We start from the raw sequence: 14,040 nt of genomic DNA, 5'->3' as shown, positions 1-14,040 counted from the left end.
GGGGTCTCGCACGCCCCCGCCACGCCCCCGCACGGCCCGCCCGGCCTCGCCCGGCGCACATGGCCCCGTGCGGGCCCCTCGGTCGCCGCCCTACCCCCTACCCCCTACCCCCTGCCCCCTCCCCGTCTCCCGGTCTCCCGGTCTCCCCGTCTCCCCGCGTCAGCGGACGACGTCGAAGACGTTCTTCTGCAGGCCGTTGGCATACGCCTCGTGCTCGACCAGCTTCAGCTTCTGGGTGTCCTTGTCGGTGGTGCTGAACAGGCGCTTGCCCGCGCCGAGGAGGAGAGGGAAGACGAGGAGGTGGTAGCGGTCGATCAGGCCGGCGTCCGAGAGGCTGTGGTTCAGGGCGGCGCTGCCGTGGACGATGATCGGGCCGCCTTCGGTCTCCTTGAGGGCGGCGACGTCGTCGAGGGAGCGCAGGATCGTGGTCTCGCCCCAGTTCGACACCAGGTCGTCCTCGGAGAGGGTGGTGGAGACGACGTACTTGGGCATGACCTTGTAGTCGGCGAAGTCCGCCATGTCCGGCCAGACGGGGCTGAACGCCTCGTAGCTGGCGCGGCCCAGGAGGATCGCGGCGGATTCCTTCTGCTCGCGGGCCTTGATGTCGTACGCCTCGGCGACGAAGTCGATGTCCTTGAAGGTCCAGCCGGAGTTGCGGTAGCCGGGCTCGCCGCCCGGGCCTTCCACGACACCGTCGAGCGAGATGAAGGCGGTGCTGATCAGGGTGCGCATCTGGGGTTCCTTCTTCATGGGGCGTGGGTCGTCGTTGCTTCACTGAGTAGGACGTGGCCGCCCGGCCGAACTCATCGGTGCCGGGCGGGATTCTCGGCAATCCGCCGTCGTGCGGCCGGTCGGCGACCGCAGCTGATCAGAGGCTGCGGTCGGTCGGAGGCTGCGGTCGGTCAGGGGCCGGGGTCGGTCAGAGGCTGCGGGCGGTGATGTCGCCGTGTGCGGTGGTGGCGCGGATGTCGAGGTCGGTGGTGCCGTTGTTGCGGAGGGAGTTGGTGATACGGCCCAGGCCGGTGCCGGCGTCCAGTGCGGCGGATGCTCCGGCGGCGGCGCCGACGGTGATGTCGCCGCTCTGGGTGGAGAGTACGAGCGTGTCGCGCACGGCCTCGGCGATGCGGATGTCGCCCCGGGTCGTGGAGATGTCGGCGGGACCGGTGAGCCGGCCGATCTCGACGTCGCCCTCGACCGCGGTGAGGCGGACGGCGGCGGCCTCGTCGAGCGTGATCCGGCGGTACGCGCCTTCGAAGGCGACCTCGCCGAGCCGACCGACGCCCCTGAACTCGCAGGCGTCGGTCCTGGCCGCGACGCTGGAGCCGGCGGGCAGGTGGACGGTGACCTCCACGGCCCCGGAGGGGCCGGTCAACTGGCTCTCGGGCTGCGGAGCGTGAATCCCGAGGACCCCGTCGGCGTACGAGACGACGGCCAGCTCGGCGGCGCGGACGTCCCGCTTCTTCCCGGGCTCCGCCGGCCGGACCTCGACCGTGGCGTCGGCACGGTCGTCGGCGACGATCCGAACGCGCCCGGCGGGGATGGCGAGGGAGAGGGCGACGGGGGCGGTGGTGGCGAACTTCTGCATGACGAGCTCCTTGGACTCCGTGTTTCTGATGATGGAAACGCTACGTTGCTTTTCTGGGTTCAGCAACTGGCTCGTTGCGTAAGAAGCCTGTAATTGCAGGTAGATGCCGTGAAGTTGTTGCAATGGATTGTTGGGTAACGCAATGCGGATCGATCTAGACATTGCAATGACTAGTGAGTGAACGCCACGACGGGCAACGGGTGCGTAGTGCCCGGGTCCCGAGGGGCCGAGGCTCCCCACCTCCGCCCCCCGCCTCCGCCCCCCGCCCCCGCCTCCGCCCCCCGCCCCCGCCTCCCGCGTACGCCGATGGCCCGCTCGGATGGTGCGAGCGGGCCATCGGGGTCGTACGGGTGAGGGGGTGTCAGCCCTTGCTGACCGCCGCCAGGATCTCCGGCAGGCGCTTCGCCGTGCGCGGGGCGGCGAGCTTCAGGCCCGCGAGGACGAGGAGTCCGCCGTAGAGGGTGCCGAGGGGGAGGACGAGCCAGAGGAGGGACTGGTGGTCGGAGAGGTGGAGGTGGACCGTCGCGGCGATGAGGGGGCCGCAGAGGAGACCGCCGGCGAGCATGCCGCCGAGGATCGACATCCAGGCGAGGGCGCCCTGGCCGGGGGCGACGTTCTTGTAGCCGCTGTCCTGGGGGATGGAGTACGGGAACATCGCCGAGGTGATCGCGCCGGTGCCCATCATGGCGCCGAGCAGGGCGAAGGCGAGGCCGAGGGCCTCGGGGAGCCGTGACCAGTCGCCGAGGACGCCGGCGGTGACGGCGGTGACGAGGGCCGTGTACGGCAGGGTGATGGTGAGCATGGCGAGGGCGCGCGAGCGGAGTTCGGCGTAGGCGTCGGCGGTCGTCGAGATGGTCTGCGCGACCATCCAGAAGCCGGAGCCGTCCTGGCCGAACTGGTTGTACATCAGCATGCCGAGCATGCCGGAGGCGAAGCAGGCGAAGTAGATCGAGCCGACGCCCTGGAAGGCGTTGAAGAGCGGGACGATCAGGCCGATGGCGAGCGAGGTCACCCAGGCGGCCTTCGTCTTCGGGTCGCGCCAGATGTAGCGCAGGCTGCGGTCCATGACGGCGCCCGTGCGGCCGCCCGGCAGGAGCCGCGCGAGCCGGCCCGTACCGTCGGCCTTCTCGCGGACGCCCGCGTCGGCGGCCGCGCCGATGGTGGAGCCGTCGGGTTCGACCATCAGGCGTACGAGGCTCCGCTGCCACCAGTGGACGAGCCCGGCGAGCGCGGCCGCCGTGAGGAGCAGCCGGGCCGCGGCCACCGCGTGGTCGCCGTTGCTCGCCGCGTCCACGGCGCCGATCGCGGCGGCCGGCGGCAGCCAGGCGACGACGGCCGCCGCGGGTTCGAGCGACTCCAGGCCGCCGGCCTGGCCGAGGCGCTGGGCGCCGAAGTTCACGAGCTGCATGCCGACCGCGATGACCAGGCCGCTGAGGAGGGCGAGGTCACGGCCCTTGCGGGAGGTGAGCAGCCGTACGTTGGCGGCGGCCACGGCCCGGGACAGGGCCACGCACGTCACCGCCGAGAGCGGGACGGCGAGGATCGCGAGGACGGTGGCGGCGGCGCCGTGCGCGACGGCCAGGGCGGCGCCCAGGACCAGGATCAGGGTGAGGGCCGGGCCGATGCCCACGAGGGAGGCCGCGAGCAGGGCCCGGACCAGCGGCCGGGGCCGCAGCGGCAGCATCACGAGCCGGGACGGGTCGAGCGTCTCGTCGCCGCTCGGGATGAACAGCGGCATCACCGTCCAGGAGAGCGCGAGGAACCCGGTGACCAGGATCGCGATGCTGTCGGCGTCCGCGCTGCCCCGCATGAGGACGAAGGCCAGGAGTATCGCGGCGGCGAAGACGGTGCCGAAGACGATCGTGGAGAGGTACGCGGCGGTCCGCCCGCCCGACTGCCGCAGCCCGTTGCGCAGCAGCGACAGCTTGAGCCGTACGAAGACCGACGTGAGGGACGGTACGGGGGGTGCGGGGGACACCGGGGGTGCCGGGACGGTCGAGGTGGTGGCGCTCATCCCTCGGCCCCGTTCGCGCCGCCCGCGCCGCCCGTGGAGCCCCCGCCGCCCAGCCAGTCCAGCGAGTCGCCGGCCGCCGTGCGGCCGTTCGCGCCGACGAGTTCGAGGAAGGCGGCCTGGAGGGAGGGTGCGGTGCCGCGCACCTCGGACAGCGGGCCCTGGGCGCGGATGCGGCCGGCGGCCATGACGGCGACCCAGTCGCAGAGCGACTCGACGAGCTCCATGACGTGGCTGGAGAAGACGACGGTCGCACCGGAGGAGGTGTACCGCTCCAGGACGCCGCGGATGGTCTGCGCGGAGACCGGGTCGACGCCTTCGAAGGGCTCGTCGAGGAAGAGGACCTCGGGGTTGTGGAGGAGCGCGGCGGCGAGGCCGATCTTCTTCCGCATGCCGGTCGAGTAGTCGACGACCAGTTTGTTCTGCGAACCCGTCAGGTCGAGTACGTCGAGGAGCTGCGCGGCCCGCTTGTCGACCTCGGCACCGGGCAGCCCCCGCAGCCGCCCGCTGTACGCGAGGAGTTCGCGGCCGGAGAGCCGCTCGAACATCCGCAGGCCCTCCGGGAGGATGCCGATGCGCGCCTTGACCTCGGCGACCGACTCCGGGTCGGCCCAGACGTCGTGCCCGGCGACCAGGATGCGTCCGTGGTCGGGGCGGAGCAGTCCGGTGATCATGGAGAGTGTGGTGGTCTTGCCGGCTCCGTTGGGCCCGACGAGCCCGATGAACTTCCCCGCGGGCAGGACGAGATCGATCCCGTTCACGGCGATCTGCTGGCCGAAGCGCTTCCACAGTCCCTCGATACGCACCGCGGGCACCGCACCGTCGGCCGGTGTGGTGCCCGGTGCGGCACCCGCCTTGTCGAGCGCTCCGTCAAATGCCTGGTCAGGCATGTACGTCAACCCCTCGGTCGTCCCCGTCATCCTTACGGGCACCACCCTATGCGCGGGGTCGGCAGGCCCCCAGGGTCACGACGTGCGGCTCCTCGCCTCCGCCGCTTCCCGGCCGCACGCGTACGCGAGGGGGCTGATCAACTCCTCGGCGTCCGGGAGCCAGCGGTTGGCCGGGGTGGGGCGGCGCGCCCACTGCACCGCGCCGCAGCCGCCGATCCGGGTCGGCGGGGCCGCCACGTAGTGCCCCTCGCCGCGCGTCACGAGGTCGAGGGCGGCCGGCGTCCAGCCCAGCTTGCGGACGAGGTCGGGCACCTTGGCGGCGGCGCCGGGAAGCACGAAGAAGTACATCCGGCGGTCCGGGGTGCAGGTCACCGGGCCGAGCGTCAGCTCCATCCGCTCCATGCGGGCGAGCGCGAGGAAGCCGGCGGACTCGGCCACCTCGATCGCGTCGAAGGTCCGGCCGGTCGGCAGCAGGATCGACGCCTTCGGCGTCTTCGACCACATGCGCCGCGCCCCGACCCCGCTCCCGGTGGCCTGGGTCGACCAGTCGGGCTTGACCGCGTGGGCGCCGGGGACGGCGCACGCCTCCGCGCCGCAGGAGCAGCGCTCCCTGCCCTCGACGGCCTCAAGCCAGGTCCCGGGGAACACGTCCCAGTGCCGCTCTTCCGCGTACCGCACGGCGCTGTCCAGTAGCTGCTCGCCTCGCTGCTGGGGGATCTGTGCGGCTTCCGTGACTCCGATGGTCTCTTCCACGGTGAGCACAACTGCCCCCGCCACCTGGGGTTACGGGCGGGGTCGCGGGCGTGTTGACGCATCGATCCCGCATGCGGGGCGCATCGGTGCACGCGCGGGGGCGCGCGGGGGGCCGGGGAGCGGGGGTGGGTACGCAGAGGTGGGGGCGTCGGCGGCGGGGTGGCTCATCCTCGCGGCAGACGTGTCCGGTTTCGCGTGTTCACATCGGCATTGACCGGATATTCACCGGGCAGTGATCACTTCTCCGGTGATCACCGCACGGCCTCAGGGGGTACTCATGGCAGCCAGGCCACTCGTTCCGCGTCAGCTCAACGAACGGCTCCAGGCGCTCATTCAGGAGGCGGCCTGCTCCAACGCCGGCCTCGCCCGCAGGGTCAACATGATCGGCGCGGAGCGCGGCCTCGACCTGCGGTACGACAAGACGTCGGTGGCGCGCTGGCTGCGCGGGCAGCAGCCGCGCGGCCGGGCACCCGGGATCATCGCGGAGGCGCTGGGCCGCAAGCTGGGGCGCACGGTCACGATCGACGAGGTCGGCATGGCCAACGGCCGGAACCTCGCCGCCGGGGTGGGCCTCCAGTTCGCGCCGACCGTGCCCGGGGCGATCGAGCAGGTCTGCGAGCTGTGGCGCAGCGACGTGGGCCGCCGGGACTTCCTCTCGGGCTCCGCGGTGGCGGCCTCCGCGCTCGTCGAACCCAGCAGGGACTGGCTGATCACCGTCCCCGACACGCACGTGGCCCGGCTCGCCGGCGCCCGCGTCGGCGTCGCGGACGTGGCGGCCGTACGGGAGATGACGAGCGCGCTCGTCGACCTCGACCGGCGGTTCGGCAGCGGCCACGTCAGGCCGGTCGTCGTCCACTACCTCAACAGCGTCGTGTCGGGGATGCTGTCCGGCTCCTACCGGGAGTCCGTCGGACGGCAGTTGTTCGCGGCGGTGTCGCGACTCACCGAACTCGCCGGGTACATGGCGGTCGACACGGGCGAACCGGGCCTGGCCCAGCGCTACTACATCCAGGCGCTGCGCCTCGCGCAGGCCGCCGGCGACCGGGGCTACGGCGGGTACGTCCTGGCCGCGTCGATGAGCCACCTCGCCGCCCAGCTCGGAAACCCCCGGGAGATCGCCCAGTTGGCGCGGGCCGCGCAGGAGGGGACACGCGGGAAGGTGCCGCCGCGGGCCGAGGCGATGTTCCTCGCGGCCGAGGCGCGCGGCCACGCCCTGCTCGGCGACGTCGGCGCCTTCGAGTCGGCGGCCGGCCGGGCCGTGGGGGCCCTGGACCAGGCCGATCCGGAGGCGGACGACGACCCGGTGTGGATCGCCCACTTCGACCACGCCTACCTGGCGGACGAACTGGCGCACTGCCACCGGGACCTGGGGCAGGCGGACGCGGCGGCGCGGGCGGCGGAGGAGTCGATCGCCGGGCACCCGGAGACCCGGGCGCGGCGGCGCGCCATCGGCCTCGCGCTCCTCGCCTCGGCGCGCGTCCAGCAGCGCGAGATCGAGCAGGCCTGCCGCACGGGGACGCACGCCCTCGAACTGCTGGGCACGCTGCGGTCGTCCCGGGGCGCGGAGTACCTGGAGGACCTGAGGGAGCGCCTGGAGCCGTACGCGGGCGAGGCGGTGGTGCGGGAGTTCGGGGCGCGCATGGACCTCGCGGCGGCGTAGGCCCGGCGGGCCCTGCCCGGCTCGCGGGTCGTCCGGCTCGTGGGCCGGGGGAGGCGATCGCGACGATGCGCGAGAAGGGTGCGTCGAGAAGGCCGAGTCGAGAAGGGGGCGCCGAGAAGGTTGTGTAACCGGGCTCACACGTGTGTGCGGAGCCCCGGGCGCACCCGGTAGCGTGAGCCGACGATTCCATAGGTTTATCAGTAGGAGTCCCGGTGACGCAGAACGGACAGGGTCCGGAGCCGCAGTACCCGGCGGTGCCCCCCGCGCACGACGGTGCCCACGGGGGAGCGCAGCCGTGGGGCGGCGCCTGGGGTCCCGCCGGCGGTCAGCCGGGCGGGCAGCCGCTGCCGCCCGCGCAGCCGCTGCCCCCGGAGGCGGCGCCGGGCGCCGCGGACATGCAGTCGACGCAGTACCTCGCGCCGGTACCGCCGCAGCAGGCCCCGCAGGCTCCCCAGTCCTTCCCGCAGCAGGCGCCGCCGCAGCCCGGGTACGGCTACCCGCAGCCCGGCGGTCCGGCCGCCGCGGACATGCAGGCGACCCAGCACATCGCGCCGGTCCCGGGCGCGATGCCGCCGGTGCAGGCGCAGCAGCCCGGCTACGGGTACCCGCCGCCGGCCGCCCAGGCCGCCGGCGACATGCAGGCCACGCAGTTCATCGCCCCGGTGCCGCCGCAGCAGGGCGGGGGCTCGGCGACCCAGTTCCTCGGCGCCGGCCAGCTGCCGCAGCAGGGCGCCGGGCAGGGCGCGGGGCCGGCAGGGGCGTCGGGCGCGACCCAGTTCATCGCCCCCGTACCGGGGCAGGCGTCCGGTGAGCGGCAGCCCCCCGCGGAGTTCGACAGCCTCTTCCGCACCGAGGCGCCGCAGGCGCCCAGGGCCCCGCAGCACCCGCAGCCGACCCAGGGCTACCAGCAGTCGGCCCCGGCCGCGTACCAGCAGCACCCGCAGCAGGGCTTCCAGCAGCCGCCGCAGCCCCAGCAGCCCCAGCAGTACGGCTACCAGGACGCCTACTACGACGACGACGAGCCCGCGCCGCGCCGCAAGTCGCCGGTCGCGCTGATCGCCGCCGTCGTCATCGGCTGCGCGGTCGTCGGCCTCGGCGCCGGCGCGCTGCTCAGCGGCGGGGAGGAGAAGAAGGACCCCGGGGCGGGCGGCCAGAACGTGGCGGCGAGCTCCGCCGCGCCCTCCACCGGCGCGCCCGCGGAGAAGCCCGCCGACCCGGCGGAGGCGCAGGCGCAGGAACTGAGCAAGCTCCTCGCGACCAGCAGCAGCAGCCGTGACACGGTGATCAACTCCGTCGAGTCCATCAAGCAGTGCAAGAACCTCGACAAGGCGGCCACCGACCTGCGGGGCGCCGCCGAGCAGCGCCGCGGCCTGGTGACCAAGCTCCAGTCGCTGTCGGTCGACCAGATCCCCGACACCGCCGCGCTGACGGCGGCCCTCACCGAGGCCTGGCAGGCCTCGGCGTCCGCCGACGACCACTACGCCGCCTGGGCCGACCAGATGAAGTCCAAGAAGGCCTGCAAGGGCGGCAAGGCCCGCTCGACCGACCAGCTGATCGCGGCGAGTGCCAAGAGCAGCGATGCCACCACCGCCAAGAAGAAGGCGGCCGGGCTGTGGAACCCGACCGCCACGAAGTACGGACTGGAGAAGCGGACCTACTCCCAGCTGTAGGGCGGACCGCCCCCGGCCGCAGGGGGCGTCCGGTCGATCAAGTCGGTCAAGTCGGTCAGGTCGGTCAGGTCGGTCAGTTCGATCGGGTCGGTCAAGTCGGTCGGGTCGGTCAGTTCGATCGGGTCGATCAGGTCGGTCGGGTCGGATCAGGGGGCGCTGAGGACGGTCTCGCCGACGTCGACGAAGCCGGGCTTCTGCGCCACGAGGCGTCCCTGGCGGACCACCTGGAACGTCACCTCGTGGTTGACGATCCGGGGGAATCCGGGGGCGCCGAGCAGGTCCTCGTACTTCCACCGCAGGACGGGCGTCAGGCCGCCGGTGTCGATCCGCGCGCCCCGGTCGAGGGAGTGGCTGATCTTCGCGGCCGTGACCGTGTCCGTGTCGAGGCCCTCGACGACCTTCCTGAGGACCGTGTACGCGATCCAGGTGGTCTGGACGCCGGCGTCGGCCGGGTCGACCCGGTTGTCGGCGAACGCGTGCTCCTGGATGACCTTGCGCATCGGCGCCCAGCTCTTGTCGGCGGCCTCCGGGTACCAGCCGGTGACGTACGCGCCCTCGAAGGGGCTGTGGGCGCCGCCGGTGCGGTCGATCACGGGCTGGCCGACACTGCCGAGGACCGACGAGATGCGGACGGCCTCGTCCCCGCCCTTCGCGTCGTCCTGCCGCCCGCCGTCCGGCAGTCGGCGGAAGGAGTCGAAGAAGGTCTGGGTGCGCTCGCCGAGCACGGCGGTGACGCAGCCGTCCTCGTCGCCGGCCTTGGTACGGGCCCGGTCCGCCTGCTTCGAGTACTCGGCGGCGTCCTCCAGGGCCGGGATGTCGATCGCGCTGCGGTGACTGGCCTTGCGGAGGCCGGAGTTGAGGAGGCCGGGCAGCTTGTCCCCGGCGATGGTGTCGGGCCGGACGAGCGAGACCTTCCGGCACGACTCGGCGAGCTGCATGCCGTGCCCGGCGATCAGGGAGGCCTGCCCGCCGTTGACGGGGTACGAGAGCGGGCTGGTGAACTCGTCCTCCGAGATGCCGTAGCCGCCGATGTACGGGATGCCGGCGGCCTCCAGGGGGGCCATGAAGGCGCGGCCGTTCTGGCTGTACGAGCCGACGACCGCGACCGCCTTCTCGCGGACGGCCCGGCGCGCGCAGTCGGCGGCGCCGGCGGAGGTGTTCTGTTCGTTGCAGGTGAGGACGCGCAGTTCGTGGCCGTCGAGGCCGCCCTGGGAGTTGACCCACCGTGCGTAGGCCTGTGCCATGGCGGGCATGCCGGGCATGTTGGTCGCTCGGGTCTGGTCGGGAGCCCAGGTCATCACCGTGAGGGGCTCCCTGGAGCCCCCCGTGGCTCCAGGGAGCACGCCGCACCCGGTGAGCAGCGACGCTCCCGTCGCCGCGGTCGTGACGTACGCGAGGAGTGAGGTCAGTCGCCTACCGGTCATGGGCATGCACATTTCCGCCTCACGGGTAACGCGGGAGTGAGCACGGTTCAACGATGGGTGACGTGAAGGTGAATTACGGGGGCCGGGGCTGGATGAGGAGGGGGTGAGTCCGCTTATTCCGCAAGGGAACGTACGATCGAAACGTGTCCAGTCCAGTCTCCGGTTCGGTTAACTCTTCCCGTCGCGGCCGTCGCTCCTCCACCATGGGCGGCATGCCGCTCAACGACATGCCCTGGTGGCGCTGGCGCATCAACGTGCGCTCCGCGCTGCACATGCTCTCCGACCCCGGGTTCCACGAGACGACCTGGCTGGCCGGCCTCGACGGGTACGGCGACGTCACCGACGCCGTCTACCGCCTGGTCGAGGACACCTGGCTCGACAACTGGTCCGCCGAGAAATACGTGGGCGCCGTCTTCCGGGACACCGGCGAGGCCGCCCTCGTCGACGTCGCCGTCCTCCGCGTCCTCCGGATCATGCACCAGGTCGGCCCCGACGCCCCCGTCTCCGCCTACCTCGAACACCCCGGCTGGCCCGAAGCCGTACGCGCCGCCCGCGAGGCACACGTACGGATGGCGCAGGCCGACGGCGAGGACCCCGACGCGCCCCCGCGCACCCTCGACGTCCTCCGCATCATGACCCGCTCCTGACCCGCCGCCCCCGGCTCGCGCGCCGCTCGCGCCCCGGCTCGCGCACCGCACGCGCGGTGCTCGCGAGCCGCCCCCGAACCGCTCGCGAACCGTCCGCGAACCGTTCCGCCTGACGGACGGAGGGTCACCCGGCGCATCCGGGTGTGGCAGGCTGCCGGAATGACCGATCAGTACGTCCTCACCCTCTCGTGCCCCGACAAGCAGGGCATCGTGCACGCCGTGTCGAGCTACCTCTTCATCACCGGCTGCAACATCGAGGACAGCCAGCAGTTCGGAGACCGGGACACGGGGCTCTTCTTCATGCGCGTCCACTTCTCCGCCGAGGCCCCGGTGAACGTGGACAAGCTGCGGGCCAGCTTCGTGGCGGTCGGCGACGCGTACGAGATGGACTGGCAGATCAACTGCGCCGACCAGCCCATGCGGGTCGTGCTCATGGTCTCCAAGTTCGGGCACTGCCTGAACGACCTGCTGTTCCGCTCCCGCATCGGCGCACTGCCCGTCGAGATCGTCGCCGTCGTCTCCAACCACACCGACTTCGAGGAACTCGTCGGCTCCTACGGGCTGCCCTTCCGGCACATCCCCGTCACCAAGGACACCAAGGCCGCCGCCGAAGCCGAGCTCCTCGAACTGGTCCGCGAACAGAACGTCGAGCTCGTCGTCCTCGCCCGCTACATGCAGGTGCTCTCCGACGACCTCTGCAAGCAGCTGTCCGGCCGGATCATCAACATCCACCACTCCTTCCTCCCCAGCTTCAAGGGCGCCAAGCCGTACCACCAGGCCCACGCCCGGGGCGTCAAGCTCATCGGGGCCACCGCGCACTACGTCACCGCCGACCTCGACGAAGGTCCGATCATCGAGCAGGAGGTCGAGCGCGTCGGGCACGAGGTCACGCCCGACCAGCTCGTCGCCATCGGGCGGGACGTCGAGTGCCAGGCGCTCGCCCGTGCCGTCAAATGGCACGCCGAACGCCGCATCCTCCTCAACGGCCACCGCACCGTCGTCTTCGCCTGACCCCTACGGGCCTGCGCCCGCGGGCCCGGGCCCGCTCCTCGTGCGGGCCGCGCCCGCGCCCACGCCCCTGGCGGACGATCGCCCACAACGAGGTGGGCCCGGCCGGGCGGGGTGGGCGCCGCCCCAGCGGAACGATGGCCGCCAACGGGGGTGGGCAACGGTCTTGGCGGACGATTGTCCGGAACGGGGTGGGTGTCGTCCCCGTGGGGCGCAGGCCCGCGACGGGGGTGGGTGTCGCCCGCAGAGGGCGAGGGGGCGGCGTCCCGGAGGGCTGGGGTGGGTGGGGTCAGAGGCGGCTGAGGGAGGCGGCGGCGGAGAGGACGTCGCGGATGGCCTCGCGGTCACCGTCCTGCCCCGCGGCGGCCTCCTCCGGGGAGATGTGTCCGGCGACGAGCTGGCAGAACTCGACGCCGTCCATGGCGACCTGGGCGACGGACTGCTCGGGGGAGCCGATCGCGGCGGGGGAGTCGAGGGGGATGTACCAGTGGCCGCCCCCGGCGCCCTCGACTTCGAGGTGGAGGGAGCGGCCGGGCGTCCCCGCGGCGACGAGCCGCCGGGCCGGGCCCGCGAGCCCGGTGCGGCGCCGGGTGGCGAGGGCCGCGGGGAGCAGCCGGGCCGCGAGGTCGATCATGCCGTGGAGGTGGGCGCCGCTGGGCGGGGCGTACGGGTAGGCGATCGCGTTGGCGATGTCGTCCGCGTGGAGCCAGCACTCGAAGGCCCGTTCGAGGAGCGAGTCGCGCAGCGGCAGCGCGAAGTCCTTGTACGTGACGGTGAGGTCGGCGACGCCCCGCCCCGCGAAGGAGACGGTGCGGATCAGGGTGTGGCTCTGCTCACGCCAGGGGTCGCGCAGCGCCCGGTTCGGCGGCCGGTCGAGCCCGGTCCAGAACGCCTCGGTGCGTTCGGCCGGCGACAGCTCGGGCGTGCCCGTGCCGAGCGGGTCGTCGAGGCCCAGCGCGGCCGACACCAGGCCGTCGACCGCGAGGAGGTGGCCGATGACACCGGCGACGGTGGCCTTGCGGCGTACGACGCGGTCCTCCTCGTACCACTTGAGCCGTACCGGCGCGTGCCACTCGGACTCGCCGATGTCGCGGAGGAGCGCGTCGAGCCGGGCGGTCTCGGCGTCGTACGGGGTGACCCAGTCCGGGACGGGGATGCGGGCGGGGCGGCGGCCGAGGCAGTTCTCCAGGACCCGGGAGCGGAGCAGCGGGTCGAGGTCGAGGTCGCGGTCCTCGTGGAGCAGCGCGACCGCGTCGCGGAGCCGCAGCGCCTCGTCGGCGCAGGGCGCGCATGCCGTGAGGTGGTCCTCGACGGCCCTGGTCTCGCCGCTGGAGCACGCCGAGAGCGCCCACGCCCCGAGAAGCGACTTGAGCACCGCGTGGCTCAGCACGAGCACCTCGGGCTCGGGCCCGCCCGCGTGAAGTCCCGGCCCGCCCGCGTGGTGTGCGGTCTCGTCCGCGCCACGCTCCGGCCCGCCGGCCTCATGCCCCGCCTCGTCCACGCCAAGCCCCGCCCCGTCCTCGGGCGCGCTCGGCCATGGCCACGGGCTCGGGTGGGTGTCGAGGTTCGCGTGGTCGTCGGGTGAGGGGCGGGGGCCCGGTATCCAGGGGGTGCGGGGGGCGTCGTCGGTGTCGTCGGGCTCGGTCACAGGGCTGGTCCGTAGCCGGGTGGGGAGGAGCCGCCGAGGGGGCGGGTGTTGGCGGTGGAGAGGAGTTGGAGGCCGAGGCGGAGGCGGCGGCGGGCCTCGTCGTCGGTGACGCCGAGGTCGGCGGCGGTCTGGCGGTAGTCGCGCCGTTGGAAGTAGGCGAGTTCGAGGGCGGCCCGCAGGGGGGCCGGCATGGAGGTGACGATGTAGTCGGCGCGGGCGGCGATGCTGGCGCGGCGGACCTTCTGCTCCAGTTCCTCGGCGGAGCCGAGTCCGGTCTCCGCGTAGGCCGTCGTCTCGGCCTGCCGCAGCCGGTGGACGGCCTGGCGCTGGGTGAGCCGGGCGACCCAGGCGCGCATGCTGCCCTGCTTGGGGTCGTAGGCGTCGGGGTTCTCCCAGATGTAGCCGAAGACCTCGCGGGTGATCTGGTCGGCGGCCGCGTCGTCGTCGAGGACGCGGTGGGCGAGGCTGTGCACCAGGGCGGCGAACCGGTCGTAGAGCTCGCCGAGCGCGGCGGCCTCTCCACGGGCGAGCCGCTGCTGCATCTTGCGGTCCCAGCGCAGTGGTGTGTTCGTCGTCATCCGGCCCTCCGCCCCTCCTGGTCTCCGGTCCAGCCCTTTCCCCGTCCAAAGTAGTGCGCGGCACCGGGGGCGCACGCCTGTTTGCCGCAAGTGCGCCCTTGACGCAGGTGTGGATGGTAAGGAATGCGTCATCCCTGGATCCCGGGGTTTCGGCCCGTGCCGGTGG

Annotated in this window: 12 protein-coding genes; 4 read left to right on the top strand and 8 right to left on the bottom strand. The window is 72.9% G+C overall.

The genetic code is table 11. From position 1 onward, the window contains the following. Window positions 1-159: 159 nt before the first annotated feature. From ACIQFX_RS06575 to ACIQFX_RS06555, 5 genes are all read right to left on the bottom strand, one after another. On the bottom strand, window positions 160-732 hold the full coding sequence (locus ACIQFX_RS06575; RefSeq protein WP_402459595.1) for a dihydrofolate reductase family protein: 573 nt from the start codon (window positions 730-732) through the stop codon (window positions 160-162). 187 nt (window positions 733-919) lie between these two features. Further along, window positions 920-1,585, bottom strand: a complete 666-nt coding sequence (locus ACIQFX_RS06570) for a DUF4097 family beta strand repeat-containing protein (RefSeq protein WP_402459435.1) — start codon at window positions 1,583-1,585, stop codon at window positions 920-922. Window positions 1,586-1,946: 361 nt separating this feature from the next. Continuing rightward, the gene (locus tag ACIQFX_RS06565; RefSeq protein ID WP_402459433.1) at window positions 1,947-3,599 is read right to left on the bottom strand and encodes a transporter; all 1,653 of its coding nucleotides are present in this window, start codon (window positions 3,597-3,599) and stop codon (window positions 1,947-1,949) included. Further along, window positions 3,596-4,486, bottom strand: coding sequence for an ABC transporter ATP-binding protein (locus ACIQFX_RS06560; RefSeq protein WP_402459431.1), 891 nt, complete (start codon window positions 4,484-4,486; stop codon window positions 3,596-3,598). The genes ACIQFX_RS06565 and ACIQFX_RS06560 overlap by 4 nt, the downstream gene beginning before the upstream one ends. Window positions 4,487-4,561: 75 nt before the next feature. Beyond that, on the bottom strand, window positions 4,562-5,248 hold the full coding sequence (locus tag ACIQFX_RS06555; RefSeq protein WP_402459429.1) for a bifunctional DNA primase/polymerase: 687 nt from the start codon (window positions 5,246-5,248) through the stop codon (window positions 4,562-4,564). 268 nt (window positions 5,249-5,516) lie between these two features. Here ACIQFX_RS06555 and ACIQFX_RS06550 point away from each other — a divergent pair, with 268 nt between their 5' ends. Together ACIQFX_RS06550 and ACIQFX_RS06545 are read left to right on the top strand one after the other, a co-directional pair. Further along, window positions 5,517-6,899, top strand: coding sequence for a transcriptional regulator (locus tag ACIQFX_RS06550; RefSeq protein ID WP_402459427.1), 1,383 nt, complete (start codon window positions 5,517-5,519; stop codon window positions 6,897-6,899). A gap of 212 nt (window positions 6,900-7,111) precedes the next feature. Next, window positions 7,112-8,569, top strand: a complete 1,458-nt coding sequence (locus ACIQFX_RS06545; RefSeq protein WP_402459425.1) for a hypothetical protein — start codon at window positions 7,112-7,114, stop codon at window positions 8,567-8,569. Window positions 8,570-8,715: 146 nt separating this feature from the next. Here ACIQFX_RS06545 and ACIQFX_RS06540 read toward each other — a convergent pair whose 3' ends face one another. Then, the gene (locus ACIQFX_RS06540; RefSeq protein WP_402459424.1) at window positions 8,716-9,993 is read right to left on the bottom strand and encodes an ABC transporter substrate-binding protein; all 1,278 of its coding nucleotides are present in this window, start codon (window positions 9,991-9,993) and stop codon (window positions 8,716-8,718) included. A gap of 203 nt (window positions 9,994-10,196) precedes the next feature. Here ACIQFX_RS06540 and ACIQFX_RS06535 point away from each other — a divergent pair, with 203 nt between their 5' ends. Together ACIQFX_RS06535 and purU are read left to right on the top strand one after the other, a co-directional pair. After that, window positions 10,197-10,640, top strand: a complete 444-nt coding sequence (locus ACIQFX_RS06535; protein ID WP_402459422.1) for a hypothetical protein — start codon at window positions 10,197-10,199, stop codon at window positions 10,638-10,640. 159 nt (window positions 10,641-10,799) lie between these two features. Further along, the gene (gene purU / locus ACIQFX_RS06530) at window positions 10,800-11,651 is read left to right on the top strand and encodes a formyltetrahydrofolate deformylase (RefSeq protein WP_402459420.1); all 852 of its coding nucleotides are present in this window, start codon (window positions 10,800-10,802) and stop codon (window positions 11,649-11,651) included. 286 nt (window positions 11,652-11,937) lie between these two features. Here the strand turns inward: purU and ACIQFX_RS06525 are convergent, their stop codons facing one another. Beyond that, entirely contained in the window at window positions 11,938-13,296 is a 1,359-nt protein-coding gene (locus ACIQFX_RS06525) for a maleylpyruvate isomerase N-terminal domain-containing protein (RefSeq protein ID WP_402459419.1), read from the bottom strand. Continuing rightward, window positions 13,293-13,874 (bottom strand): sigma-70 family RNA polymerase sigma factor, encoded by a 582-nt coding sequence (locus ACIQFX_RS06520; protein ID WP_402459417.1) that lies wholly within the window; start codon window positions 13,872-13,874, stop codon window positions 13,293-13,295. Before ACIQFX_RS06520 ends, ACIQFX_RS06525 begins: the two co-directional genes overlap by 4 nt. Between the last annotated feature and the right edge of the window lie 166 nt (window positions 13,875-14,040).

This window comes from Streptomyces sp. NPDC093089, assembly GCF_044754405.1.
Classification (GTDB): domain Bacteria; phylum Actinomycetota; class Actinomycetes; order Streptomycetales; family Streptomycetaceae; genus Streptomyces.
This window is presented reverse-complemented; position numbering and strand designations above follow the sequence as displayed.